Annotated in this window: 19 protein-coding genes; 1 reads left to right on the top strand and 18 read right to left on the bottom strand. The window is 32.8% G+C overall.

Going from position 1 to position 23440, the window contains the following annotated elements:
• Positions 1 to 99: 99 nt before the first annotated feature.
• Both hisG and EG814_RS07995 read right to left on the bottom strand, forming a co-directional pair.
• Entirely contained in the window at positions 100 to 957 is an 858-nt protein-coding gene (hisG, locus tag EG814_RS08000) for an ATP phosphoribosyltransferase (protein ID WP_125720686.1), read from the bottom strand.
• Between the two features lie 878 nt (positions 958 to 1835).
• Positions 1836 to 2834: a zinc dependent phospholipase C family protein gene (locus EG814_RS07995; protein WP_125720684.1), complete on the bottom strand. Its 999-nt coding sequence runs from the start codon at positions 2832 to 2834 to the stop codon at positions 1836 to 1838.
• Between the two features lie 173 nt (positions 2835 to 3007).
• On the opposite strand from EG814_RS07995, the gene EG814_RS07990 reads away from it, so the two are divergent.
• A complete protein-coding gene (locus tag EG814_RS07990; protein WP_125720682.1) occupies positions 3008 to 3958 on the top strand; it encodes a hypothetical protein in 951 nt (316 codons plus the stop codon).
• Positions 3959 to 3960: 2 nt separating this feature from the next.
• Here EG814_RS07990 and EG814_RS07985 read toward each other — a convergent pair whose 3' ends face one another.
• The 16 genes from EG814_RS07985 to lpxA form a co-directional block, all read right to left on the bottom strand.
• Positions 3961 to 4926, bottom strand: coding sequence for a YeiH family protein (locus EG814_RS07985; RefSeq protein ID WP_125720680.1), 966 nt, complete (start codon positions 4924 to 4926; stop codon positions 3961 to 3963).
• Positions 4927 to 5001: 75 nt separating this feature from the next.
• Positions 5002 to 5898: a LysR family transcriptional regulator gene (locus EG814_RS07980; protein WP_125720678.1), complete on the bottom strand. Its 897-nt coding sequence runs from the start codon at positions 5896 to 5898 to the stop codon at positions 5002 to 5004.
• 85 nt (positions 5899 to 5983) lie between these two features.
• Positions 5984 to 8011 carry a hypothetical protein gene (locus tag EG814_RS07975; RefSeq protein WP_125720676.1) on the bottom strand — a complete coding sequence of 676 codons (2028 nt, stop codon included), beginning with the start codon at positions 8009 to 8011 and terminating at the stop codon, positions 5984 to 5986.
• A gap of 114 nt (positions 8012 to 8125) precedes the next feature.
• On the bottom strand, positions 8126 to 8872 hold the full coding sequence (gene fabG / locus EG814_RS07970; protein WP_057119779.1) for a 3-oxoacyl-[acyl-carrier-protein] reductase: 747 nt from the start codon (positions 8870 to 8872) through the stop codon (positions 8126 to 8128).
• Positions 8873 to 9075: 203 nt separating this feature from the next.
• The gene (locus tag EG814_RS07965; protein WP_235830930.1) at positions 9076 to 10416 is read right to left on the bottom strand and encodes a DUF4302 domain-containing protein; all 1341 of its coding nucleotides are present in this window, start codon (positions 10414 to 10416) and stop codon (positions 9076 to 9078) included.
• A 16-nt stretch (positions 10417 to 10432) separates the two neighbouring features.
• On the bottom strand, positions 10433 to 11290 hold the full coding sequence (locus EG814_RS07960) for a zinc-binding metallopeptidase (protein ID WP_125720672.1): 858 nt from the start codon (positions 11288 to 11290) through the stop codon (positions 10433 to 10435).
• Between the two features lie 17 nt (positions 11291 to 11307).
• Positions 11308 to 12786, bottom strand: a complete 1479-nt coding sequence (locus tag EG814_RS07955; RefSeq protein WP_125720670.1) for a RagB/SusD family nutrient uptake outer membrane protein — start codon at positions 12784 to 12786, stop codon at positions 11308 to 11310.
• Between the two features lie 11 nt (positions 12787 to 12797).
• Positions 12798 to 16523 carry a SusC/RagA family TonB-linked outer membrane protein gene (locus EG814_RS07950; protein ID WP_125720668.1) on the bottom strand — a complete coding sequence of 1242 codons (3726 nt, stop codon included), beginning with the start codon at positions 16521 to 16523 and terminating at the stop codon, positions 12798 to 12800.
• A gap of 217 nt (positions 16524 to 16740) precedes the next feature.
• Positions 16741 to 17856 (bottom strand): FecR family protein, encoded by a 1116-nt coding sequence (locus EG814_RS07945; RefSeq protein ID WP_125720666.1) that lies wholly within the window; start codon positions 17854 to 17856, stop codon positions 16741 to 16743.
• A 91-nt stretch (positions 17857 to 17947) separates the two neighbouring features.
• A complete protein-coding gene (locus EG814_RS07940; protein ID WP_125720664.1) occupies positions 17948 to 18553 on the bottom strand; it encodes an RNA polymerase sigma factor in 606 nt (201 codons plus the stop codon).
• Positions 18554 to 19003: 450 nt separating this feature from the next.
• On the bottom strand, positions 19004 to 19432 hold the full coding sequence (locus EG814_RS07935; protein WP_125720663.1) for a hypothetical protein: 429 nt from the start codon (positions 19430 to 19432) through the stop codon (positions 19004 to 19006).
• Positions 19433 to 19574: 142 nt separating this feature from the next.
• A complete protein-coding gene (sucD, locus tag EG814_RS07930) occupies positions 19575 to 20447 on the bottom strand; it encodes a succinate--CoA ligase subunit alpha (protein WP_057118027.1) in 873 nt (290 codons plus the stop codon).
• Between the two features lie 86 nt (positions 20448 to 20533).
• On the bottom strand, positions 20534 to 20896 hold the full coding sequence (locus EG814_RS07925) for a nuclear transport factor 2 family protein (RefSeq protein ID WP_125720661.1): 363 nt from the start codon (positions 20894 to 20896) through the stop codon (positions 20534 to 20536).
• 1 nt (position 20897) lies between these two features.
• A complete protein-coding gene (locus EG814_RS07920) occupies positions 20898 to 21827 on the bottom strand; it encodes a UDP-3-O-(3-hydroxymyristoyl)glucosamine N-acyltransferase (protein ID WP_125720659.1) in 930 nt (309 codons plus the stop codon).
• 121 nt (positions 21828 to 21948) lie between these two features.
• Positions 21949 to 22515: an elongation factor P gene (gene efp, locus EG814_RS07915; RefSeq protein WP_125720657.1), complete on the bottom strand. Its 567-nt coding sequence runs from the start codon at positions 22513 to 22515 to the stop codon at positions 21949 to 21951.
• Between the two features lie 128 nt (positions 22516 to 22643).
• Positions 22644 to 23429, bottom strand: a complete 786-nt coding sequence (gene lpxA / locus EG814_RS07910) for an acyl-ACP--UDP-N-acetylglucosamine O-acyltransferase (protein ID WP_125720656.1) — start codon at positions 23427 to 23429, stop codon at positions 22644 to 22646.
• Between the last annotated feature and the right edge of the window lie 11 nt (positions 23430 to 23440).

The following is a 23440-nucleotide window of genomic DNA, read 5'->3' as shown; positions in this document are numbered from 1 at the left end:
TGTATATAAAACGCTAAGTTCGCAAAGCTGTGCTTGGAATTTGGAATTTTTATATTGGAATTTCTTTTTATTTGGAATTTAAAAATTTGGAATTTCTTTTTAAAGTACCATTTTCTCAATCGGGCAAACTAATATTCCTTCTGCTCCTACTTCTTTCAATTGATCAATTACATCCCAAAAAGTATCTTTATCGATTACAGAGTGAACGCTGCTCCAGCCTTCTTGCGCCAAAGGAAGAACTGTTAAACTTCTTAAAACTGGAAGAATTTTTCCAACTGCTTCAATTTTATCGTTTGGAACGTTCATTAGAATATATTTAGAATTTCTAGCTCTTAAAACGGCTTGAATTCTGAATTTTAAAGTATCTATGTGTTTTTGAATTTCTGGAGAAACTTTTGGAGAAACTGCTAAAACGGCTTCGCTTTTTAAGATTACTTCAACTTCTTTTAAATTGTTTTTGAAAAGTGTGCTTCCGCTTGAAACAATATCTACAATTGCATCTGCAAGTCCGATATTTGGTGCGATTTCTACAGAACCAGAAATTTGGTGAATATCTACTGTTAAACCAAATTTATTAAAATATTCAGTAACCGTATTCGGATATGATGTTGCTACACGTAAATTAGCTAAATCTTGTACTGAATTGTATTCGAAGGTTTTAGGAACAGCAACAGAAACTTTACATTTTGAAAAACCAAGTTTTTGAACCACTTCAATACCTTTTCCTTTTTCTACCAAAAGATTATCACCTACGATAGCTAAATCTACTACTCCATCAATTAAATATTGCGGAATATCTGAATTTCTTAGATATAAAACTTCAAGAGGAAAGTTTGAAGCTTCTGCTTTTAACTGATCGATTCCGTTGTTGATTGAAATACCGCAATCTTTTAGAATTTGAATGCTGTCTTCGTTTAAACGTCCAGATTTTTGAATTGCAATTTTTAAAGTACTCATTTTTTTTAGTTGTTTGTTGGATTAATAGTTTGAGTACAAAGAGAGTTAGAATTAAAAAACCCGTTTGATGTACTCAAACGGGTTTTAAAATATGATGATTTACACGCATACCATTAACACATCGCTTGAGAGCAATAATGTAAATGATGATGATGTAATTGAATTGAAATCATGATTCGGTTTGTGTTTTACTTCTTTGATTCGGTTGCAAATATACTAGATAAAATAATTAAAAAGCAATTTTTATTTTAACTTAACGGTAGTTTATTGTTAAAAATCGTTTTAGACAACATTTTACTTAATGATTTTAAAATTACTTTAACGAATTATCATAATGTTTTCTGCTTTAAAAAATTTAGCTACAGACTAAAAAGATTAAAAGGATTTGATATTAAAATACCGACAGATTTAACAAACATAGCTTTGCGAACTTATTCAACTCAAAGAAAAACACAACCTTTGAAAAATTCCTTAGCGTACTTTGCGTTAAAAATTTTAGCCACAGATTAAAAAGATTAAAAGGATTTGATATTAAAATACAGCCAGATTTAACAAACACAGCTTTGCGAACTTATTCAACTCAAAGAAAAATACAACCTTTGAAAATTTCTTAGCGTACTTTGCGTTAAAAATTTTAGCCACAGATTAAAAAGATTAAAAGGATTTGATATTAAAATACAGCCAGATTTAACAAACACAGCTTTGCGAACTTATTCAACGTAAAAACAAAAACAAAAACAAGCTTTACAAAAAAAACTTAGCGCTCACTGCGTTAAAAAAATAACAAACTAAAAAAGCCTCAAATCCAAAAGATCTGAGGCTTTTATAGGTTTCAAAGTAACTTGTAACATTAAACCTTAAACTTGAAACAAAATATTTTAGTCATTCTGATTTTTCATTCCAAATAAATCTCCTTTTTGGAACATTTTTAAATCATCCTGCAAAAATTGATAATTTCTTTGAGTTACTGCTGGTGCATCTAAATCGCTTAAATCTGGCTTTCCAGCATTTACCCAAGCAGTAAACCAAAAACTTGCCGTTGCAGCAATAGCTTTTTTCATTTGGCTTTCTACCATTCCGTTTAATTGTTCATGCAGTTTTTTAGCATATTCATCAGAGAAAACGGAAGTATTATATTTCGTTTTCAAAACATTTCCTTCTGCATCCATTTTAAACACTTTGTCTTTTGGAGTGGCAGTTCTCAACTTTTTGTCGATATCCAATAAAGGCTGTGCTAAACTATGAGTATCATTAATCAAGTCCCAAATTGCTTTGTGAACATCTGGATAATACTGAGCTTCAGGAACATTTAATTTGTAGTTTTTAACAAACAATTCTGGCAATCTGCTTTCCCAAAGTGAATGAATTCCTTTCTGATCCGTTAATTGTCCATCATGATTTGCAGAAGTATGCAATGGCATGTGTGCATCACCAACATAATGACCTAAATCTGCAGCAAGAAATAAGATTTCAGCTTTATTTTTTTCTTTAAAAGCCTTGGTCAATTTTGCCATCATATCTTCCATATACCAAGGCAAAATTCCATTATCGCTTAAGAATTTAGGCTCGTATTTTTGTTTTGCTTCTTCTAAAGTTTTTGGATAAGTGTCAGCTGGACCAAAGTTTTCCATGTCAAAATAATGTCTTGGGCCTTCTTCTTTATAATTTAAAGCATACTTACGGATGTCTGGAACCGAAGCTTCTTGTGTAATAAAATCAATGTGATTGTAAAAAAAGATCTGCAATTGTTTTGGTAAAGCCATTACAGCAGCTTTGTTAATACGCTCATGGCCTACAGTTCCCCATGATAAGGTAATAAAGCCAATAATTAAAGCACCGAAAGCGATTAATTTTGGTCTCATTTGGATTTTTTTCATTTGTTTTTTTATTAGAGGGAGCAAATTTAGCTTTAATTAAAGAATACGCAAAAAATACTATCAATAAGATTCTACAATTTTAATTTTTATGATTTACAACCCTAAAAATGAGAGAAGTTCATATTAACAATATTTTTCTTTGTATGTTTGTTTGACCAACAAAATTCAATTTTATGCGCCAGATTACCTTAAATATATTTCTATTATTTTCTACTTTATGCTTTGCACAAGAAACTGATTTACAGCTTAAAAACGTTAGCGACACCATATTAAACCCAAAAAGAGTTCTTAAAGTTTCTGATCCGCTAAACGCTGAGAAAACAATGCAAAAACTCTTTCCTGGCAACTTATATCATTTTGCGGATAAAAACACTTTCATAAGCTGGAAATGTAAATCTTGCAAACCCTCTTCATTTATTGATGTTAATGGTGTAGAAGGCGATCAACTATTTCCTTATACAGAAGGCGTAGCTACGAGACTTCTAGCAAATATTGATTATAGTGATTCCAAAGGAAATCAGTTTAAAATATTAGTCTTCAATCATTCTGTTCACGATGAAGATGGATTACAAACTGGACGCTTTTCTGGCGGTTTATTAGGTATAGCGAAATTCGCAAAAAATAATAACGTTTGGGAAATGAGATCTTTTCAACCTGCAGTTGCAGCATTTGGGGCATTTGCGAGTTGCCCAACTCCTAAATTGGTTGAAATTGGAGAAGATCAGTATGCTTTATCGCTTGTTCATGCTAACGGTGGCGCAGGCGCTCCATACAATGGTTATTTTTATTTAATCGCCGGATTTGATGGCAAATACCAGCCTTTAATGGAAATTGATAATTATTCACTTACCAATAGTAGCAGTTCAGAATGGTCTAGTTCTTATACAGTAGTTACAGATAACAATAAAAAGTATTTCCGAGACTTTAAAATTGTGACTAAAGGTTCTTACAAAAAAGCCAAAGGTACAGAAGATGATTTTGAAGTTGATTTGCCGTCAGAGCTTGCAGAAATGGCAAAAACAAAAAAATCATTTGATTTTGTAATTGAAAGGCGTTACGCTTTCAAAGGAAAATTCTACAAAATGATTGACAAACCAATTGTAAAATTCTCCAATATAAAATAGTATTATCCTAAATAAAGTATTGATACTAAAGCCAAAACTGCTATAAAAACCCAAAGAAAAACACCTTGAAGCAAAGGCTTCACTCCTACCGCTTTTAAAGTGGCAAAGTTTAAAGTCGCACCAATTAAAAATAAAGTTATCGTTAAACCGATTTTTGCAATGCCTACAATATGCGGTGCAAAAATTGCTGTTGATGGAATATATGTGTTTACTAGCATTGCTACAATAAACAAACCTATGAAATAAGGGATTTTGATTTTCGCATTTTTACTTTTAAACAAAAAAGCAGTTAAAATTGAAATTGGAATAATCCATAGAGCTCTGGCTAATTTCACTGTTGTCGCTACCTGCAGTGCTTCTGCTCCGTATTTATTGGCTGCGCCTACTACAGAACTCGTATCATGAATTGCAATTGCACACCATAAGCCAAAATCTTTTTGAGATAAATCTAATTGGTGTCCGATAAACGGAAAAACAAATAAGGCAATTGAGTTGAGTATAAAAATTACTCCTAAAGCAATTGAAGTTTGATTTTCGTTTGATTTGACTACGGGAGAAATAGCCGCAATAGCACTTCCTCCGCAAATTGCTGTTCCGCAAGAGATTAAATGAGATGTTTTTTTCTCTGTTTTAAGCCATTTTCCTAAAAGGAATCCGAAAAGTAAAGTGCTGAATATGGAGAAAACAGTTAAAACAAATCCTTCTTTTCCCGCTGAAACTGCGCTATTCGCATTCATTCCGAATCCTAAACCTACTACAGAAAACTGCAATAAAAATGTAATGGCTTTATGATTGAATTCTACGAAAGGATTTCCAAAAAGATTAACAATTAAAACGCCCAACAAAAGCGCAATCGGCGGAGAAATGATTGAAAATAAACATAAAAATATCACAACAAGAAAAAGGATCTGCTGAAGTGACTGATTAATTTCAAATAATTGTGCCGTTGTTTGTTCTTTTGTTTTCAAAATAAAAGGTATTCATATTTACCCTGCAAAGTTCTGCCGTTTATTTCGAAATCGCCAATCGTATATTACAATTGACTATAACTTTAAGTTATAATGAGAAGCTAAATTTTGTACAAATAGTTCTGACAATGAATCTGATTTTCCTTGTAAGGTTATAATATAAAAGTACCTTTCTATGGATAATTCTTCAACATCTAAAATAATCAATTCTTTGTTTGTCAATTCTTTACTTACAGCATGAATAGACATAAAGGCAAAACAATCAGAGTTTAGCAAATACGATTTTATACTTTCTGTGCTTCCTAATTGCATTTCGATCTGCAAATTTGCTAGTTTTAAGTTTACTTTTTTTAACGCAAATTCTATAACTTCAAGTGTTCCAGATCCGCGTTCACGGGTAATGAATTTCATTGATTTTAAATCGTTTACCGAAATTTCATTTTGCTTTACGAAAGGATTTTTACTATTGCAGACCAAAACCAATTCGTCTTTTAAAAATGGAATGTATTTTATGGATTGATTCTTAGATTGTCCTTCTACAATTCCAATTTCAATTTCTTTATTGAGTAAAGCATTTTCGATTTGTTCGGTATTTCCGTTCAGCAAATTGACTTTTATATCTTTTTGCTTCTGATGAAAACTAGCTAAAACGGGAGAAATAATATATTGCGAAATGGTTGTACTTGCTCCCAAACGCAATAAACCTTGACGTTCGTTATTGAAGGAACTCATTTCAAAGTCTATTTCGCGGTAAATGTCAAAAATACTTTTAGTATACTTTAAGAGAATTTTTCCTGCTGGGGTTAAAGCAATTTTAGAACCATTTCGTTCAAAAAGTTTGGTTTTATATTGCTCTTCTAATTCTTGAATATGTTTGGAAACTGCTGGCTGTGTGATATACAACTCCGTTGCCGCTTTAGTAAAATTAAGGCGGAGCGCAACGGTATAAAATACTTTTAGCCTAAAGTCCATTTTGTTTTTGTTTAAAGTTTGAAGTTTCAGGTTTCAAGTTAACCAAACTTCGTCTCTTTGCCACTCTGAACCTTTGTTCCTTTAATTAAAGTAATCCATTATACTTCCTAACAAACCATTCAATTGTAAGTAAAGCAGCAATCAAAATCAATAACCAAACCCAGTCAATAATTGGCGTTTTGCTTGAGATGTTTTTTTCTATTGATTTGTATTCTTTATTTTCTAAAAGTGTATTAATCAAATGATCGGCTTGGTCTTCAAAGAAAGCTTTTCCTCCTGTTTGCTGCGCTAATTGCTGTAGTTTAACAACATCTGGATTTACGAATTGTTTTTCGATATCAAAATCTAATATTTCAAAATGGCTTGCGTATGAAGTATTTGAATTCAATTCTTTTACTGTAAAGTTATATTTTCCTGCTGGAAGTCCTTCTAAGTTTGCTGAAAAAGAGTTGCTTCCTTTTAGTAAATCGTAATTTTTGGTTTGTTTCGTAGCTACATTAACAACGGTGATTGTTAATCTGGCTTTTTCGTCAAACTCGTAGTTTTTATTGAAATATTGCGCGTTGATAATGATTTCTTCTCCAGAATTGTAGAAACTTTCATGAGTTACAACCAAAGATTTTTTTGAAGCCGACGATGCTAAATACTGGATAATTTTATCAATAAAAACATCATACTTTTCAAAAGACTGATTGTCAACATGACTTTGCAAACGCCATTTCCAGCTGTTTTCTCCTAGAAGAAAAGCGTTTCTTTTTCCTTGATTTTCGGCGAAAGCCAATAAAGGCGCATTGGTAGAAACGTTTCTGATTTTTGAAGAAAGTAAAACAGATACATTCCCGTTCGTGCTGATATTTCCAAATGGATTTTGCAAAGGCGGAAAATTTTCAAAACCAATATTATCTATCGCAAACAAATTAAAAGCCGGTTGAAATTCGTTAAGAAAATCTTCACGCTGGTTACTCATTTTGAAAACTAAATTGTTCTGTTGCTGATTTAAAAAATTAAAATCAGTATTGTTTCCTGTAATAATAAAAGTGTTTGTTCCTTTTAATCTATTGTTGTCAAAAATAGCTCTAAAAGCAGTTGTTGGCTGATATAAAACCAAAACTGAAATATCTTGTAATTCATTAATTTGGTTTGGCTTAGCCAAGATTACTTTACGTTGTGCATTAACCTCTATCGAACGCTTTAAAGCCGCAATATCTGGATGATTTATAGCAGAAACAATTGCAATAGTCGACTTTTGATCAATAATTTCTACCGCAAAGTTTTTAATATTATTATAGCTGTTTTTTTCTTTTGCAGAAGATTGGATGCTTGCTTTATAAATCTGCAGTCCAACTTTGTCTGCTGGCAGCAATAAATTTAAAGAAGCTGTTTTTTTAGAAGGCGAAAAAGATAGTTTCTCTTTGGCAACAACGGTATTTCCTTGCGAAATAGTAAATTCTGCGTTGGCTGTTTTATCTCCAGCGTATTGCAGAAAAACTTCAACTGGAAATTTATTTTTATGAAAAGCGTATTTATTTACGTTGAGCTGATTGATTTTTAAATCGAAAAAAGTGGTTGTATCTCCCACAACCAAAGGATAAACTTTATTGACAGGATCAAAACGATATACATAATCGTTTCCTGTAGTTTGATTTCCGTCGGTAATGATAACGGTTGGGAAAATCAGGTTTTTATTGATGCTTTTTAGATTTTTGGCAACTTCGTCTAAATTGGTTTGATTGCCTTTAAAATCAAATTTGTCTGAAGTTTTAAAATCATTATCAAATTGATAGGTTTGAATATCAAACTTTTCTTTTAAAGCAGGATTTGAAACCAGTTTTTGGTATAATTCAACTGCTTTTTTATCTGATTTTAAAGCAACGATAGAACTCGAATTATCTACCACAATAGCCAAAGGCGTTTTGGTAATCTCGAGTGAGTTTTTAGAAATAATCGGATTGATCAATAAAACCAACAGTCCGAAAATGGCTAAAAAACGTAAAAAAGCCAAAAGTATCATCACATTGGATTTACTTTTGGCTTTATAAAAATATTGAAAATACGACAAACCACCAGCAATTACTAAAGAAAGCAATAATAAAAGAATCGTGTTTGTAGTCATGTTTTAGTATTCAGTAATCAGTATTTAGTGATCAGTTTATTTGCTTTTAAATAGTATTCAGTAATTATTTAGAATCGAGTAAAACTGAATACTAAAAAAACCGAACACTGCAAACTAGGTCAACATTCCTCCGCAAACGTTAAGAACTTGTCCGGTAATGTAACCGCTCATGTCTGAAGCTAAGAAAAGACAAGCATTTGCAACATCTTCCGGGCTTCCTCCACGTTTTAACGGAATACCTTCTCTCCATCCTTTTACTACGTCTTCAGATAATTTTGCAGTCATTTCAGTTTCGATAAATCCCGGAGCGATTGCATTGCAACGAATGTTACGAGAACCTAACTCAAGAGCTACAGATTTTGTAAATCCGATTGCACCGGCTTTAGACGCTGCATAATTGGTTTGACCTGCGTTTCCAGAAACTCCAACAACAGAACTAATGTTGATGATTGATCCTGCTCTTTGTTTTAAGAAAGTTTTCTGAATCGCTTTTGTCATATTAAAAACCGATTTCAAGTTCACATCAATTACTTGGTCAAAATCTGCCTCAGACATACGCATCAACAAATTGTCTTTTGTAATTCCGGCATTGTTGATTAAAATGTCAACAGTTCCAAAATCTGCTAAAACAGCATCAACAAAAGTCTGAGCTTCGTTAAAATCTGCTGCATTAGATTGGTATCCTTTAGCTTTTACTCCTAAACTATTTAATTCTGCTTCCAAAGCTTCTGCAGATGCTGCAGACGAGCTGTATGTAAAAGCTACATTTGCTCCATGTTTAGCAAAAACTTCTGCAATTCCTTTTCCAATTCCACGGCTTGCACCAGTAATAATTGCAACTTTTCCTTCTAGTAATTTCATATTGAGGTATTCGTTTTTATTTTTTGAAATACAAATATAGATTATTTGAGCGTTTAATAAAATTTGTAATACGAAAATTGGTTTAGAATTTTCTATATGGCTCAAACAAAAAAACAGCCCATTAAAAATGAGCTGTTTCCCCAAAATAAAAAAACTAAAACTAAAATTATAATCTCTTTTATAAGGTTGAAGTATTTTAAAAATTATTGAAGTTTCCAAGTTGTCATTCTAAACGGGCTTGATGCACTTGTAAATGTATAAACAGGGTCTGAATAAAATAATCTGAAGCTTTCTGCTTTTACATAAATTCCTTCTGGATCCATAAAATACTTATCTATACTTGCCAAGAAAGCTGGTGTGGCTGCAGTAGTACTTGTGCCCCATGATTTGTGTTTCAGAATTATTTTTTTTCCTACCGCGTCTTCTTCAACCGTTACACGATGCTGTATAGGACCTCTTCCTATGAATGAGTAATAAATAAGAGTTCCAATACCTTGATTTCCATATATCTCGATAGTAGCAATTCTTTGTCCTGCTGGCAATGCAGCATTTACTTTTTCTAATTCAGCATAAAACAATGGTGAATTTGCAGGAGAATCTATGGTATAATCGTCAACAAAAAAACCGAACCATGAAGCTGGCTGTGCAGGAAGTAAAAATTTATAATCATCTGTAAGAACCAAAGGTTTATCTGTATATTTTATTACTGCAGAGACACCATTTGTTCCCGTTGCTGTAAAACTTCCATCAGCATCATTGTAGGTGAAATCTGTTAATTGTTGTCCGCCTACTTCAACCGCTGGACTTACTACGATTCCTGTTGGCGTATATCCTATTCCCATGTCATAACTTACAGAATAACCGCTTTCTATAGAATTTGAATTGGCAAAACGAGTAGCCGGCGTAAACGAAAAGTCAAATTTATGAACAGCAGTACCATCATTTGTTTCAAGTAATCTAAAAAGGGGTCTTTCTTGTCCTCCAATCACGTTTTGTTCCATTACGAGATTTTTAGGCAAATCTGCCCAATCTTCGGCAGTAGCTTTTACAAATCGTAGTTCTCGATTGTTTCTGTTGGTTCTAAAAATGATCTCATCATTTTCTTGTCCATAATACAAGAATTGAAAATCTCCTAAATATCCTTCTGCTTCCAATGCTGGAATTGGATAACTGTTAGAATCTGACAAAAGGTGAATTCTGTTTTTCGTTGTAAAAGTCAAGCTCACTGTGCTTCCTACTTGAATGGCATATTCACTTTTATAAGTAGCTGTATCAGCATCAAAATCTGATGCCATTTGTACAGTTCCGTCTTGTGCAAACCTAAACAAGTGAGTATACCCGCCCAAAACGGTGTTATCTGTGAAATAAACAGCTTTCCATCCGTATTGCGATGAAAGCAATGCGTCATTCAACTCTGTTTTTTGCTGATTTAAACGAGTTGTTGGCGTTTCATTAAAAAGTTGTTCGGCATCTGTATTGTTATTACACGCTACCAATTGCAGGATTAAAATAGCTGCAAATAAATACTTATATAGTTGTTTCATTTTCATAATGCTTATTTTAATTTAGTACAGATGTTGTATTTTTTTCTGCTTCATCTCTTAAAGCATAAAAATCCATATTGAATGCTTCTTTGAAATATTTTACTACAATTGCTTCTTTTGCTTTTAAAGCCTGCAAAGCAAACGGACTTTGAATACCTGCTAAAAAATCAGCATATTCTGCTTTCGAATAAATTAAAATCATTGAAGCTGTTTCTGCAAAATCTTCGTTAATATTTGATCTTGCATAACTTGTAATAAATCCAAGCTCGTTTGATTCTGGGATTTCGTAATTGTACCAATCTGCTGTATAACCACCCGGCGTTAATGTTTTCCATGTTTTTTCATCAAAAGGTTTATTCTGATTTAAAATATGAATGTATTCGTGCTGAATGGTATGTATAAACTCTGATACGTTTGCGCGATCTGTCTTATCGATATAATCGGTTTCAAACAGAGTAACTCGCTGTCCTCCTTCGGCTAAACCTAAAGTTCTTGTTCCTACGCTATTTAAATTGACTCCTCCAATTAAAACAATTTCTCTTGGCGCAATTTTCTTTACAAAATCTGGCCCTCCAATTGCGGCATAACTTTTAAGCCATATTGTTTGAACTATTTCTAGTGCTGGTTTTACTTTATCAACTTCAGGCGGAAACAAAAAACGGCTGTTGTCTACCGTATTCTGATTCCATTTATATTGCACATTTATATTGTACGGGCTTAAGTATGTAGCGTCAATCCAGTTATCTAAACTTGTTTTTGTAGGCTGAGTAAAATCTAACTGGCTTTCTCCTGGCAGGTCGTCACTCCCACATGAAATTAGCGTTATTGAAACTAGTGCTAAAACTGCAATTTTATTATATTTTAATAATTTCATAATTTTCAATTTTAAGATTATCTAGGATTTAGTTCTAAACCAGTACTTGAAGCATGCAACGGAATCTGTAAAGCTCTTCTGTTGTCATCTTTTACTAAAGTGTTGGCTGGTTTGTTTGATGTTTCGTGTTTTACTACAATATTAAAACGCTTAATATCAAACCATCTAAGTCCTTCGTGTATAAAATCTCTTCTTCTTGTTTCTGCAATTGCTTTTACATAAGAGGTCTGCACAGGTGTCATGGTGTAAAATGGAGTATATTCATCTGCAATTACAGGGAATTTTGCCACTACTTTTTCCTCAGTTAATTGATCTGTTGTCGGATTATAGGTCGGAGTTCTTGTTGCTAAAAAATATTCCAATTCGTCATTGGCAGTCGCTATTTCTCCTTTCATTACGTGAGCTTCAATTCTATTTAAGAAAAACTCGTCATTACTCAATAAAACCTCTGCAACGTAAGGATCTCCAATTCCAGCTGTTACATTAGAATATTTAAAGTATTCGTAGAATTTTGGAAGAAATAATGTGATACTTCCATTAGAGGAATAAAAGTTATAATAGTAAGCTTTTCCAAAAAGGTTTGTACTTGTTCCAAAAATTTCTGGACGACGTAAACCTGATAAATTAAAACGGTTTAAATAATACAATCTCCCAACAATAGTATTTGCGGAAACGATTAATAAATTCGTTTCTACATCACTAGCGCCATATCTTAATTGCTGATCTTCTACACCAAGAGATTCGTAAGTTGAAAAATCTCTTAGTTTTCCTTCTGGTCTTGAACCCAAATCATCAGACAATGAGATTACTTTATCCCAGTTTCCTTTTACTAAATAAAATCTGCTAGCAAAAGCTTTTGAAGCTGCCACATTAAAGTGAAATTTTGGTTCTTTATAATCGTTTGTCACATATTTTAAGCCTTCTTCAATGTCTTTTTCGATAAAATCAAAAACTTCAGCAACTGTATTTCTGGTATATTTTGTAACCAAATCAGTTTCTGGTTTTGTTACATACGGAACTCCTAAATCTGTCGCTGCTGTTGCAGGATTGTAACGTTTTGACCAAAATGAAACCAACATAAAATGAGAATAAGCTCTAGCTATTAATGCTTCTCCTTTTTGCGGATTTAAAGTTGCTGGGCTTCCTAATTCCTCAATTGCTTCTAATGCTTTGTTTGCATGTGCTATTGCTTTATAACAAGCATCCCAATAATACGCTTGAGTATCAATATCAGTTGCTTCTGTGTTAATTTCCCAATTGTAATTTTGTTCATTTCTGATTAATGTGGTAGGCAGTCCACTATCAAAAACATTATCAGACATCGTTTCTGCAATCTCAAAATAACTCATTTGAGGATATGCTTCTACAAGTAATTCTTTTATTTTTTCTGGTGTATCAATTTCTGTTCTATTATCTGGTTTCTCTGATAAGAAATCATCACAGCTCGTAATACAAATAAGTATTATTAGAGATAATGCTATTTTTAAATTTTTCATGATTTTGACTATTATAATGAAAGGTTTAAAGTAAATGTATATTGAGTTGTTACAGGTAAAGCAACTCCTCCAGAATTACGAAACTCAGGATCTTGCCCATTTAATCTTTTGTCAGAATAAATTAGCCAAGGGTTTACTGCCGAACCTTTTAATGTAAAAGTGCTCACTCCTAGTTTTTTCTTAAAATCACTAGGAAATTCCCAGCTCAATGATATGTTTTTTAATCTAACAAAATCTCCATCTGCAATACGCACATCAGAATAATTGTATGTGTTGTACGCTCTAGCCAATGTACGTTCTCCACCATAATTTGCATTCAGACGTTTGTCTGCGATAACTGGTACATTTGTAAAATTCTCGTCTCCAGGATTAATCCAACGGTTTGTAAAATCTTTTGTAAATACTGTCAAATCATCGTAAGTACTATCGTATACAGGATTTAAACGAACTTTATTTCCTCCTGAGCCTACAAAAAATACATATAAAGACCAGTTTTTGTATGTAAAGGTATTGGCTAAACCAATTGACTTATTAGGCTCGATTGATCCTTCGTATTTCAAATATTTGGTTACATCTAGATTATCCTGAAAATTAGCTTCTGTAATATTATTTTCTGCTCCATCCTGTAAGATAAATGTTGGAAGACCTTGATTATTCAAACCTGTAAATTGATAAGAATACAATGAATTTCTAGGATGCCCAACCGTATTTCCACCATTTGCATCAATCAAATCAAATGCAGTTGGCGTGTTTTGCAGTTTTGTAATTTCTTGATGGTAAATAGAGAAATTAAGATTTGTAGACCATTTAAAATTTTTAGTATCGATATTTCTAGTTGTAAAAGCAACCTCCAAACCTTTAGTTTCCATATCGGCATTGTTTCCTTGTCTAATTCTCTGACCTCCAATTCCAGATGTAATTACATAATCAACTAGGTCAAAAGCTTTACGTTGGTAAACGTCTGTTGTAAATTGAAGTCTGTTATTGAACATTCCAAGATCAATCCCAATATTAGTTTCAAATTGTTTTTCCCAAGTTAAACTTCCATTTTGCAGTTCTTCGATTCTAATACCAGATTCTCTATCATCAAGTCCGAAACGGTCTGTAATAGCACTTTTATAAATTGCCAAAGAATTGGTTGCAGGTCCTGCAGTTGCTGTTAAACCATACGAAGCTCGTAAAGCCAAAGTATTTACCGACTGAACATCTTTCATGAAACTTTCCTCAGCAACATTCCATTTTCCACTAAAAGTATATGTTGGTAACCATCTAGACGAATCGCTGTCTCCTTGTCTGTTAGATCCATCGTAACGCCCTGTAATAGAAGCTGTATAACGTCTATCATAAGTATAACCTACTTTACCAAAAAAACCTACCGTTCTTTCTTTCTCTTCATTAAATCCATAATAAGAATCACCAGCATTAATTATTTTTTCAATAATTCTCGGATCTGTAAAAGCAGTTAAACCTCTATCATATTGTAAACCTGCAGCTGTAAATTGGTCGCTGGTTCTGTCTACCACTCTCATTTCAGTTCCAAATAAACCTTCAACCTCATGCTTATCGTTGAAGATATTTCTGTAGTTCACACTATTTCTTAAATTATAAGAAGTCATGTCATTTGTAAACTTTCTTAAGAATCCTCCATTTGGCAAAACAGATTCTTTTGGTGCAGTTAAATCATTTGGATCTTGATATAAAAAGATATTCTGGTCTCTTACTAAGGTATTTACTCCGTCTTCTCCATCAGCAGTACCTGCTTTATAAGCTCCGACAACATTTGAACCTTCTAAGATTTTATGCTCACGACTTGTATTGGCATAACGAGCTGAACCGGTCAAATTATAAGTTAAGTGCGGAGTAATTTTATAATCTAAATCCAATTGAAAACGAATATCTTTTACCTCAATTTCCATGAAATTATTGGCCAATTCGTTTATGATATTCATTTTCGCCCAGTTATTTCTGTAGTATTCCAAATTACCATTTTCATCATAAGGACGGAATGTTCTGCTTGTATTTAATACATAATTGAATGGATTGATATCAAAATCACGAGTTACTTTTCCAAAAACAACATCTTTTTCACTTTCGTAACTTCCAGGAGCGCCTTGATCTCTAATAGACGCTAATGTAGATAGCGTAACATTTAATCGATCGTTTACATAAAAAGTCCCTTTTATATTACTAGAGATTTGTTTTACATCATCAGCAATAGTCCATCCTGGATCTGTATAATAGCCTAAAGAAGCATAAAACGTATTGTTTTTTCCACCTCCAGAAAAACTTAAAGAGTGATTTTGTGTAATTGAAGGTCTAAACAAAACGCTAAACCAATCTGTATTTGCCTGCTCATACTTCTTCAAGAAATTATTACGGCTTACAGGATCGTTATTTACTAAATAAGTTCCTGTTTCAGGATTATAAGTGTTTATCGCTCTTCCTAAAATATTGTATGCTCCCCCATATCTGCCATTTACTGTTGTAGGCAAATCCAAATATCCTTTGGCTTCCATTTCTTTAAAAATACTCATTGATTCCTGAGAATTTAGAATATCAAACTGGCTATAATTCGGAACCGTTCTTACGGTTTGCTCCAATCCGTAACTAATTTTTAGCGGAGAATCTCTTCGCCCCTGTTTTGTTGTTACAACCACAACACCGTTTAACGATCTTGAACCATAAATTGACGTAGCCGATGCATCTTTAAGAATCTCAATACTTTGAATATCGTTTGCACTTAAACCTGCTACAGATGAACTTAATAATGTCTCTGAATTTCCAGATGCTAGATCAGCAAATGACATATTGATAATATCTTCTTGAACAACACCATCAATCACCCACAGTGGCTTTGTATCTCCAAAAATGGAAGACGATCCACGAACTGTAATTTTAGGAGCTGTACCAAAAGTTCCTGTAACATTTTGTACTGTAACCCCCGCTGCTTTTCCTTCGATCATTCGGCTTACGTCAACTACACCATCTATTTTTAATTCTGTACCAGAAATTTTACTAATCGCTCCAGTAAATGTTCTTTTTGAAGTTTTTTCGTATCCTGTTGTAACCACTACCTCTTTAAGATTCTGTCCTGCTTCGGTCAAAACAATTGTTGGCGTAGTATTATCGATACCAATTTCTTTAGTTTCCATACCAACATAAGAAATAACTAGACGGTCTACATTAGCAGGCATTTCGATAGCAAAGTTTCCATCAAAATCTGTTAAAACAGCCGTTTTTGTACCTTTTGCCATAACAGTAGCACCAGGAAGCGGACTCCCTGTCTGGTCTGTTACTTTTCCTTTAATAATAGGTCCAAAAGCTAAAGCCTCAAACAAAGAATCATGATTGTTTGCGTAAGAAAAAGAATTAATTGTATTCTTTTGAAGCACAATCTGATTGCTTACTTCTGAAAAATTAATATTAAAAGGAACCAATATTCTGCTAAGTATACTAGCAAGAGTTTCTTGATTTGCTTCTATACTAACCTTCTCTCCCAATTGGGGAAGTCTTGAGTTATAAGAAAATTTTACATGAGCAGACTTTTCAATTTTTGATAAAGCATTGTCTAAAGTTAGGTTGTTAACTGTAATAGTTACTTTAGTATCTAATTTTTTCTGCCCATTTACATTATTTGCGAGAGTAACGCTTGAAAACACAAGCGCTAACACAAACTGAAACAGCGTTATTTTCATGATTTGGTGAAGTAATCGTTGCTTAACAACAGGTTTTTTCATAATTTTGGTTTGTTTTGATTAATACTATTCGAGTGTATTTTAAGAAACATCATAAATTACACTTTACAGAGTGTAATTTATTCACATTTAAGTGTCGGTAATGTTACAGCATTCTCGGCACTTTTTTATGTATTCATTTTTTACATAGGCAGTTACATTTTATTCTTAGTTTTTTAATTGGTTAAATGTTGGTAGTTATTGAATCGAATTTCGAACTCTAGTTACAGCCAGAAGTCGTAATTACAATCTGATTTCCATTCATTTCATAATTGGTATCATTGCCAATGCTTTTACAAATTATTTTCAGTTTCTCAGCTAGTGGCTGATCGCTTAAAGAAGTCGTCAATCGGCAATCTTTTAATTTATCATGCGGAAAATCGATATCTACTAAATAGGCCTGCTCTATGGTTTCCAGAATTTGTTCTACAGGAATATCAGTAAATTCAAAACTTAATTGCTCGATATTTCTAACACTATTTACTAAAATTCGATCTTCTGTAATATTGGTTATTTTATTAAAAACCAATTCCTTACGAGTAAAACGTAATGCTTGATTAGGCAGTAAAACAATTTCTTTGTTTTCTGTAGCACGAACTAAATCATTAGACTTTACCTTAACTTTACCGGTGCGAACTAAAACTTCAACATTTTGCTGATCTGGATACGCTTTTATTCTAAAGCTTGTACCGACAACTCGAGTTACAATTTCGTTAGCATAAACAAAAAAAGGCTTTTTAGGATTTTTACTAATTTCAAAGAAACCTTCGCCGGATAAATACACCTTTCTTTCGTTTCCGGTAAAGATTTTAGGGTAACTTAATTTACTTTTGGGCTGTAATAAGACAGAACTTCCATCAGACAAAGAAATGATCTGTGATTTTTCAGAATTGTTAGTCTGTTCTACCAAACCTTCATCATTATCATCAATCAGTTCGTTGTAAGTAACAACATTATCAGTCGTTATGATGTTATTTTTAAAAAACCAAATAGAGAAAATACCAACTAGAATCGCAGCTGCAATCCCACTGATCCAGTATCTCTGCAGTTTAAGTTTTTTGTTTTTTGCAGTTTTTTGAGAAAGTTCTTCTCTTTGTTCAATTTTACGCCAAGTTTCCTGTAAGGCTTCATGAACTTCATTTGTAGATAAGTTAGCTTCTGGAACTCGCATCGCCAACAAAACAAGTCTTGCATCTTCTACAAGTTTAGCTCTTTGACGATTTTCTAAAGTCCATTCTTCCCAGCCTTGTTCATCAATTTTAGAAAGAATCCATAATTGAAAAGATTCATCGGCTAAGAAGTCTTCTATTTCAGTATAATTGTTACGTTTTTGCATCACACTATTAAGGGTTACAAAAACATAGAGGACAGTTTTTTTATTATATACTCACCTATTTAAGATTTTTTTTTGATTTTTTCTTAAATTTTTAAAAAACCCCTGAGGATAAAAGGGCTAGAAGCGGAATACTGCCTTTCCATTCTTTGCGAAGACTTAGCAGACCACGATGCAAAAGATTACTAGCTGACTGATAGTTTACATCTAATAAATCGGCTATTTGATCTACGCTTAATCCTTGGTGGTAGCGCAAATACAAAGCTTCTTTCTGTCGGCCAGGCAAATCATTTAATAATTTATTCAACAGTAAAACACGTTCGGCTGTTACTTCATCTTCAACCAATTCATTTTCTATAGAAAAGTCAAAAAGAAATTCTAAAACATCAGTAGTAGTGGTTTTTCTAAACACATGATCTCTTTCATTTAGACGCGCAATTCTCTTGCGAACACTAGAAAGCAAATATGCCTTAACAATAACATTATCCTGCAGAGCATCGCGATAAAGCCAGATATCGGCAAAAACATCTTGAATACAATCTTGAACTTTTTCAGCATATGGACAAAGCGAATTGCCATAACTGATTAAGTCTCTATAATACTTTTCAAAAAGTAAAGAGAATGATTTCTCGTTACCGTTCTTCAAATTATTCCACAGAATAAAATCGTCTAAAACTTTATTTTTTAAAATTTGACTCATATAAAAATGCTTGGGGCGTAAAAATCAATTCGTTACAACAATTCGATTCGTTACATGAGATTATCACTTAAAATTTTGATTTCTTTTTGCTTTTCAATGGTTAATATAAATTTAACAAAACTTAAACAACTGTTTTACATTTTATTTTATTTACCGAAAATCAGAAAGGATACAATTTTAACATTATTTTTTGTTTTTGTGTTATAAATATAGGAAAATCAAACAATCAAACTCTAACTAATTACAAAAAATCGTAGTTTTTTCTAAATTTATCAATATTTGCCCTTCATTTTTTGATTAAACTTAAATTTACCATAATTTAAATTTTAATTAACTAATGTGCTTTTATTTGTTCTTGTTCTGAAAATCTATTACAGAATTGTTTACTTGTTTCTAACAAAAAAGCCCTACTGTAAAACAGCAGGGCTTCGATTTTATTTTTAAGTTTGTTTAAAAAGCTACATTCCATCTAGGAAGCTTACCATTTTCATCTAAGAAATTTTGTAAAACCTGTCCTTCAACAGCAGTTGGAATTGCCTTTGCATCGGCATTGAACGTTTCATACCAAGCTACTTCAAGCTCAGAAATGTTTTCTAATTTCATTTGAGCTGGCCAAGAATATTTTCTTCCTGTTTTAGCAAACTGATGTCCGTTTACGATTTTATCGTACAATCCGCCATTTTTACTTTTTAAAGTTCCGTCATTCTGAACAGTTCCTGTAGAACCAACCATAATAAGTTCTTTTGCATCACCTTCAACAGCGTAAACAACAAAAATTCCAGCACTACCTTCTGGAGCGTTGCAAGCTTCCTCTAAACTATCATTTACAGTAAAAGTAAAACTGTTTGTTGATTTAAATTTTTCTAATTCTTTGTACATATTTCTTTTTTAAGCCTCTAAGATACTGAGGTTCCAAGATGCTAAGATTTTTATTTTATACCTCAGTCTTTTAAAATGTAAAAAAGTCTCAACTAAATATTGAGACTTTTTTGGAATTTATTATTTTAAAGATTGGAGTTTATTATCCAAGTACTTCTTTTACTTTTTTACCAATTTCAGCTGGTGAATCAACAACGTGAATTCCGTTGTCTCTCATGATTTGTTTTTTAGCTGCAGCTGTATCATCAGAACCACCAACAATTGCACCTGCGTGACCCATTGTTCTACCAGCAGGAGCAGTTTCTCCAGCGATAAAACCAATAACTGGTTTACGGTTACCATCAGCTTTTACCCATCTTGCAGCATCAGCTTCAAGCTGACCTCCAATTTCACCAATCATAATGATTGCTTCAGTTTCTGGGTCGTTCATTAATAATTCAACAGCTTCTTTAGTTGTAGTTCCAATAATTGGATCTCCACCAATACCGATTGCTGTAGTGATTCCTAAACCTTGTTTTACAACTTGGTCAGCAGCTTCATAAGTTAAAGTTCCTGATTTAGAAACGATACCAACTGTTCCTTTTTTGAAAACGAAACCTGGCATAATACCAACTTTAGCTTCACCTGGAGTAATTACACCTGGACAGTTAGGACCAATTAATCTTGAATTTCTTTCTTTAACATAATTATTTGCTTTAATCATATCTGCTACAGGAATTCCTTCTGTAATAGCAATAATTACTTTAATTCCAGCATCAGCAGCTTCCATAATTGCATCAGCAGCAAAAGCTGGCGGAACAAAAATGATAGAAGTATCAGCACCAGCTTGATCAACAGCGTCTTTTACTGTATTAAAAACTGGACGATCTAAATGGCTTGTACCACCTTTTCCTGGAGTAACACCTCCAACAACATTAGTACCGTACTCAATCATTTGAGAAGCGTGGAAAGTTCCTTCGCTCCCTGTAAATCCCTGAACAATTATTTTGGAATCTTTATTAACTAAAACACTCATGATATATATTTTATGTAGTTTTTAAATTTGTGTTGCAAAAATAAGGTTTTGTAATGTATTTTGCCTCTTTTATTGTCAAAAAAATATTAAGAAAATTGACTCATTTGATAACCTCTATAAAGTTTATCATCTTTTATCTGCCAAATTGTTGCAAAATGCGCTAAGAGCATTTCTTCTCGCGGATTTTCTATTGTTTTTACAAAATGAGAGTAACGTACTGATACTAAATCATCTTCAGAAATAATATGGCTTATCCTAACTTTAGAACGCACATATGCGCGACTTAGATCATTAGCCATTTCAACTATGGCACCATAGTCCATCTGAATAAAACCTTTACTGCTATTCCATTCCAGTATAACGTCAGGATGCAGATAAGTTTTTAAAATTTCACTATCAATTAAGGCATCTGACTTATAAAATTTCTGAACAAATTCTTTAATAGACATATTACTTCAATTTACTTAAAATTTCAGGAATCTTCTTGATATTGGCTAATTGTTTCAATTTTTCTCTAGATTCTTCAATTGGAGTACCGAAATAAGATTTTCCTCCTTCAACAGATTTAGTAACCCCTGTCTGGCCCATCACAACGGCTTTTGCGCCTATTGTAATACCGCTTGTAGTTCCTACTTGTCCCCATAAGGTAACTTCGTCTTCTACAATTACACAGCCAGCAATACCAGTTTGAGAGGCAATCAGACATTTTTTTCCAATTACAGTATCGTGTCCAACATGTACTTGATTGTCTAGTTTAGTTCCCGCACCAATTGTTGTATCTCCAGTAACACCTTTGTCAATTGTACACAAAGCACCAATACCAACATTATCTTCAATAACAACTCTTCCGCCAGAAATTAGCTGATCGAAACCTTCTGGACGTTTTTTATAATAAAAAGCATCGGCTCCTAAAATAGTTCCAGCATGTATAATAACATTATCGCCAATTACAGTATGATCGTAAATAGAGACATTAGAGTGTATTAGACAGTTTTTACCGATTTTCACATTGTTACCCACAAAAGTATTGGGCTGAATTACAGTTCCTTCTCCTATCTCTGCAGAAGAAGCAATAGCAACATTAGCAAACTGAAATGGCTTAAAATGTCTCGTAAGAATATTGAAATCTCTAAATGGATCATCAGATATTAACAGCGCTTTACCCTCTGGACATTCTACTTCTTTGTTTATCAAAACAATAGTTGCTGCCGATTGTAAGGCTTTATCATAATATTTTGGGTGGTCGACAAAAACAATATCTCCAGGCTCCACAACGTGTATCTCGTTCATGCCTAAAACTTGAAAGTCTTTGTCTCCAATAAATTTGCAGTTAAGCAAATTGGCAATTTCTTGTAAAGAATGACTCTTTGGAAATTTCATATAGTATAATTAGAAAACTTGTAAATTAGAAAATGAGTCAATTAGAATGTGAATATACAAAATTATGCCGACTCACAAATTATCTAATTGACTCATTGTCAAATTATCTTAATTAAAATAACTATTCCTTTACACGCTCCATATAAGAACCTGAAGCAGTATCGATTTTAATTTTATCACCTTCGTTAATAAATAACGGAACGTTGATATTAGCACCAGTTTCTACAGTAGCATTTTTAGTTGCATTAGTAGCAGTATTTCCTTTTACTCCCGGCTCTGCGTAAGTAACTTCAAGAATTACAGATGCTGGCATATCTACTGATAATGGTAAATCAGTTTCAGTATTAATTTGAACCATTACGTTTGTTCCTTCTTTTAACAAATCTGGAGCATCCAAAATATTTTTGTTTAAAGAAATCTGTTCAAATGTCTCAGCGTTCATAAAGTGAAACTCATCTCCTTCTGGATATAAAAATTGAAATGTATGTGTTTCAACTCTAATAGTATCAATTTTATGACCTGCAGAAAAAGTATTGTCTAATACTTTACCTGAAGTTAAACTTTTTAGTTTTGTTCTTACGAAAGCTGGACCTTTTCCAGGTTTTACGTGAAGAAATTCAATAATTTTATAGATATCGTGATTAAATTTAATACACAATCCGTTTCTAATATCTGATGTAGACGCCATTTTGTTTATTTATTTTAGATTTTAGAGTGTAGATTTTAGATTCATTTAAGACTTAAAATCAACACATTTTTAAATGTTTCTTTATTCTTAGTTTAGAAATCTAAAATCAGAAATCTAAACTCTAAAATTTAATAATTACCCGAGTAACCTTTCATAATTCCTCGAGACGAATTTCTGATAAAATCTAAAATCTCATCTCTTTCAGGAGTCGCTTCCATTTCTGCTTCAATAATGCTTAAAGCTTGAGTTGTATTGTAATTCTTTTGGTATAAAATTCTATAAATTTCCTGAATTTCTCTAATTTTTTCAGTAGTAAATCCTCTTCTTCTTAAACCAACAGAATTAATTCCAACATAAGACAAAGGCTCTTTTGCTGCTTTTGTAAATGGCGGAACATCTTTTCTTACCAAAGATCCTCCAGAAATCATAGCATGATCTCCAATATGAATAAACTGGTGAATCGCAGCTAAACCACCAATAACAGCGTGATTTCCAACAACTACGTGACCTGCTAGAGCAACACCATTTACAATAATGGCATTATTTCCAATTTCGCAGTCATGGGCAATGTGAGCGTAAGCCATTACTAAACAATTGTTTCCAATTATAGTTTGACCAGAAGCAACTGTTCCTCTATTTATTGTTACGCATTCTCTAATAGTACAATTATCACCGATAATAGCAAGAGAATCTTCACCTCCAAATTTTAAATCTTGTGGCACTGCAGAAATTACAGCTCCTGGAAAAATATTACAATTTTTTCCAATTCGAGCTCCTTCCATAATGGTCACGTTTGAACCAATCCAAGTACCATCACCAATAACAACATTATTGTGAATTGTTGTAAAAGGCTCTATTACAACGTTTTTAGCGATTTTCGCGCCTGGATGAACATATGCTAATGGTTGATTCATCTGTATGTTTT

The organism is Flavobacterium ustbae (genome assembly GCF_003946915.1).
GTDB lineage: Bacteria > Bacteroidota > Bacteroidia > Flavobacteriales > Flavobacteriaceae > Flavobacterium > Flavobacterium ustbae.
The sequence above is the reverse complement of the archived record's forward strand: the minus strand, read 5'-3'. Positions and strand labels throughout refer to the sequence as shown.

Bases quoted from the DNA above. Each gene is read 5' to 3' on its own strand.
- lpxA (WP_125720656.1), bottom strand. From the start codon at position 23,429: ATGAATCAACCATTAGCATATGTTCATCCAGGCGCGAAAATCGCTAAA.
- EG814_RS07995 (WP_125720684.1), bottom strand. From the start codon at position 2,834: ATGAAAAAAATCCAAATGAGACCAAAATTAATCGCTTTCGGTGCTTTA.
- EG814_RS07920 (WP_125720659.1), bottom strand. From the start codon at position 21,827: ATGAAATTTCCAAAGAGTCATTCTTTACAAGAAATTGCCAATTTGCTT.
- EG814_RS07935 (WP_125720663.1), bottom strand. From the start codon at position 19,432: ATGTACAAAGAATTAGAAAAATTTAAATCAACAAACAGTTTTACTTTT.
- EG814_RS07945 (WP_125720666.1), bottom strand. From the start codon at position 17,856: ATGCAAAAACGTAACAATTATACTGAAATAGAAGACTTCTTAGCCGAT.
- EG814_RS07965 (WP_235830930.1), bottom strand. From the start codon at position 10,416: ATGAAACAACTATATAAGTATTTATTTGCAGCTATTTTAATCCTGCAA.
- EG814_RS07975 (WP_125720676.1), bottom strand. From the start codon at position 8,011: ATGACTACAAACACGATTCTTTTATTATTGCTTTCTTTAGTAATTGCT.
- EG814_RS07950 (WP_125720668.1), bottom strand. From the start codon at position 16,523: ATGAAAAAACCTGTTGTTAAGCAACGATTACTTCACCAAATCATGAAA.
- EG814_RS07960 (WP_125720672.1), bottom strand. From the start codon at position 11,290: ATGAAATTATTAAAATATAATAAAATTGCAGTTTTAGCACTAGTTTCA.
- efp (WP_125720657.1), bottom strand. From the start codon at position 22,515: ATGGCGTCTACATCAGATATTAGAAACGGATTGTGTATTAAATTTAAT.
- EG814_RS07955 (WP_125720670.1), bottom strand. From the start codon at position 12,786: ATGAAAAATTTAAAAATAGCATTATCTCTAATAATACTTATTTGTATT.
- EG814_RS07925 (WP_125720661.1), bottom strand. From the start codon at position 20,896: ATGTCTATTAAAGAATTTGTTCAGAAATTTTATAAGTCAGATGCCTTA.
- hisG (WP_125720686.1), bottom strand. From the start codon at position 957: ATGAGTACTTTAAAAATTGCAATTCAAAAATCTGGACGTTTAAACGAA.
- EG814_RS07990 (WP_125720682.1), top strand. From the start codon at position 3,008: ATGCGCCAGATTACCTTAAATATATTTCTATTATTTTCTACTTTATGC.
- EG814_RS07940 (WP_125720664.1), bottom strand. From the start codon at position 18,553: ATGAGTCAAATTTTAAAAAATAAAGTTTTAGACGATTTTATTCTGTGG.
- sucD (WP_057118027.1), bottom strand. From the start codon at position 20,447: ATGAGTGTTTTAGTTAATAAAGATTCCAAAATAATTGTTCAGGGATTT.
- fabG (WP_057119779.1), bottom strand. From the start codon at position 8,872: ATGAAATTACTAGAAGGAAAAGTTGCAATTATTACTGGTGCAAGCCGT.
- EG814_RS07980 (WP_125720678.1), bottom strand. From the start codon at position 5,898: ATGGACTTTAGGCTAAAAGTATTTTATACCGTTGCGCTCCGCCTTAAT.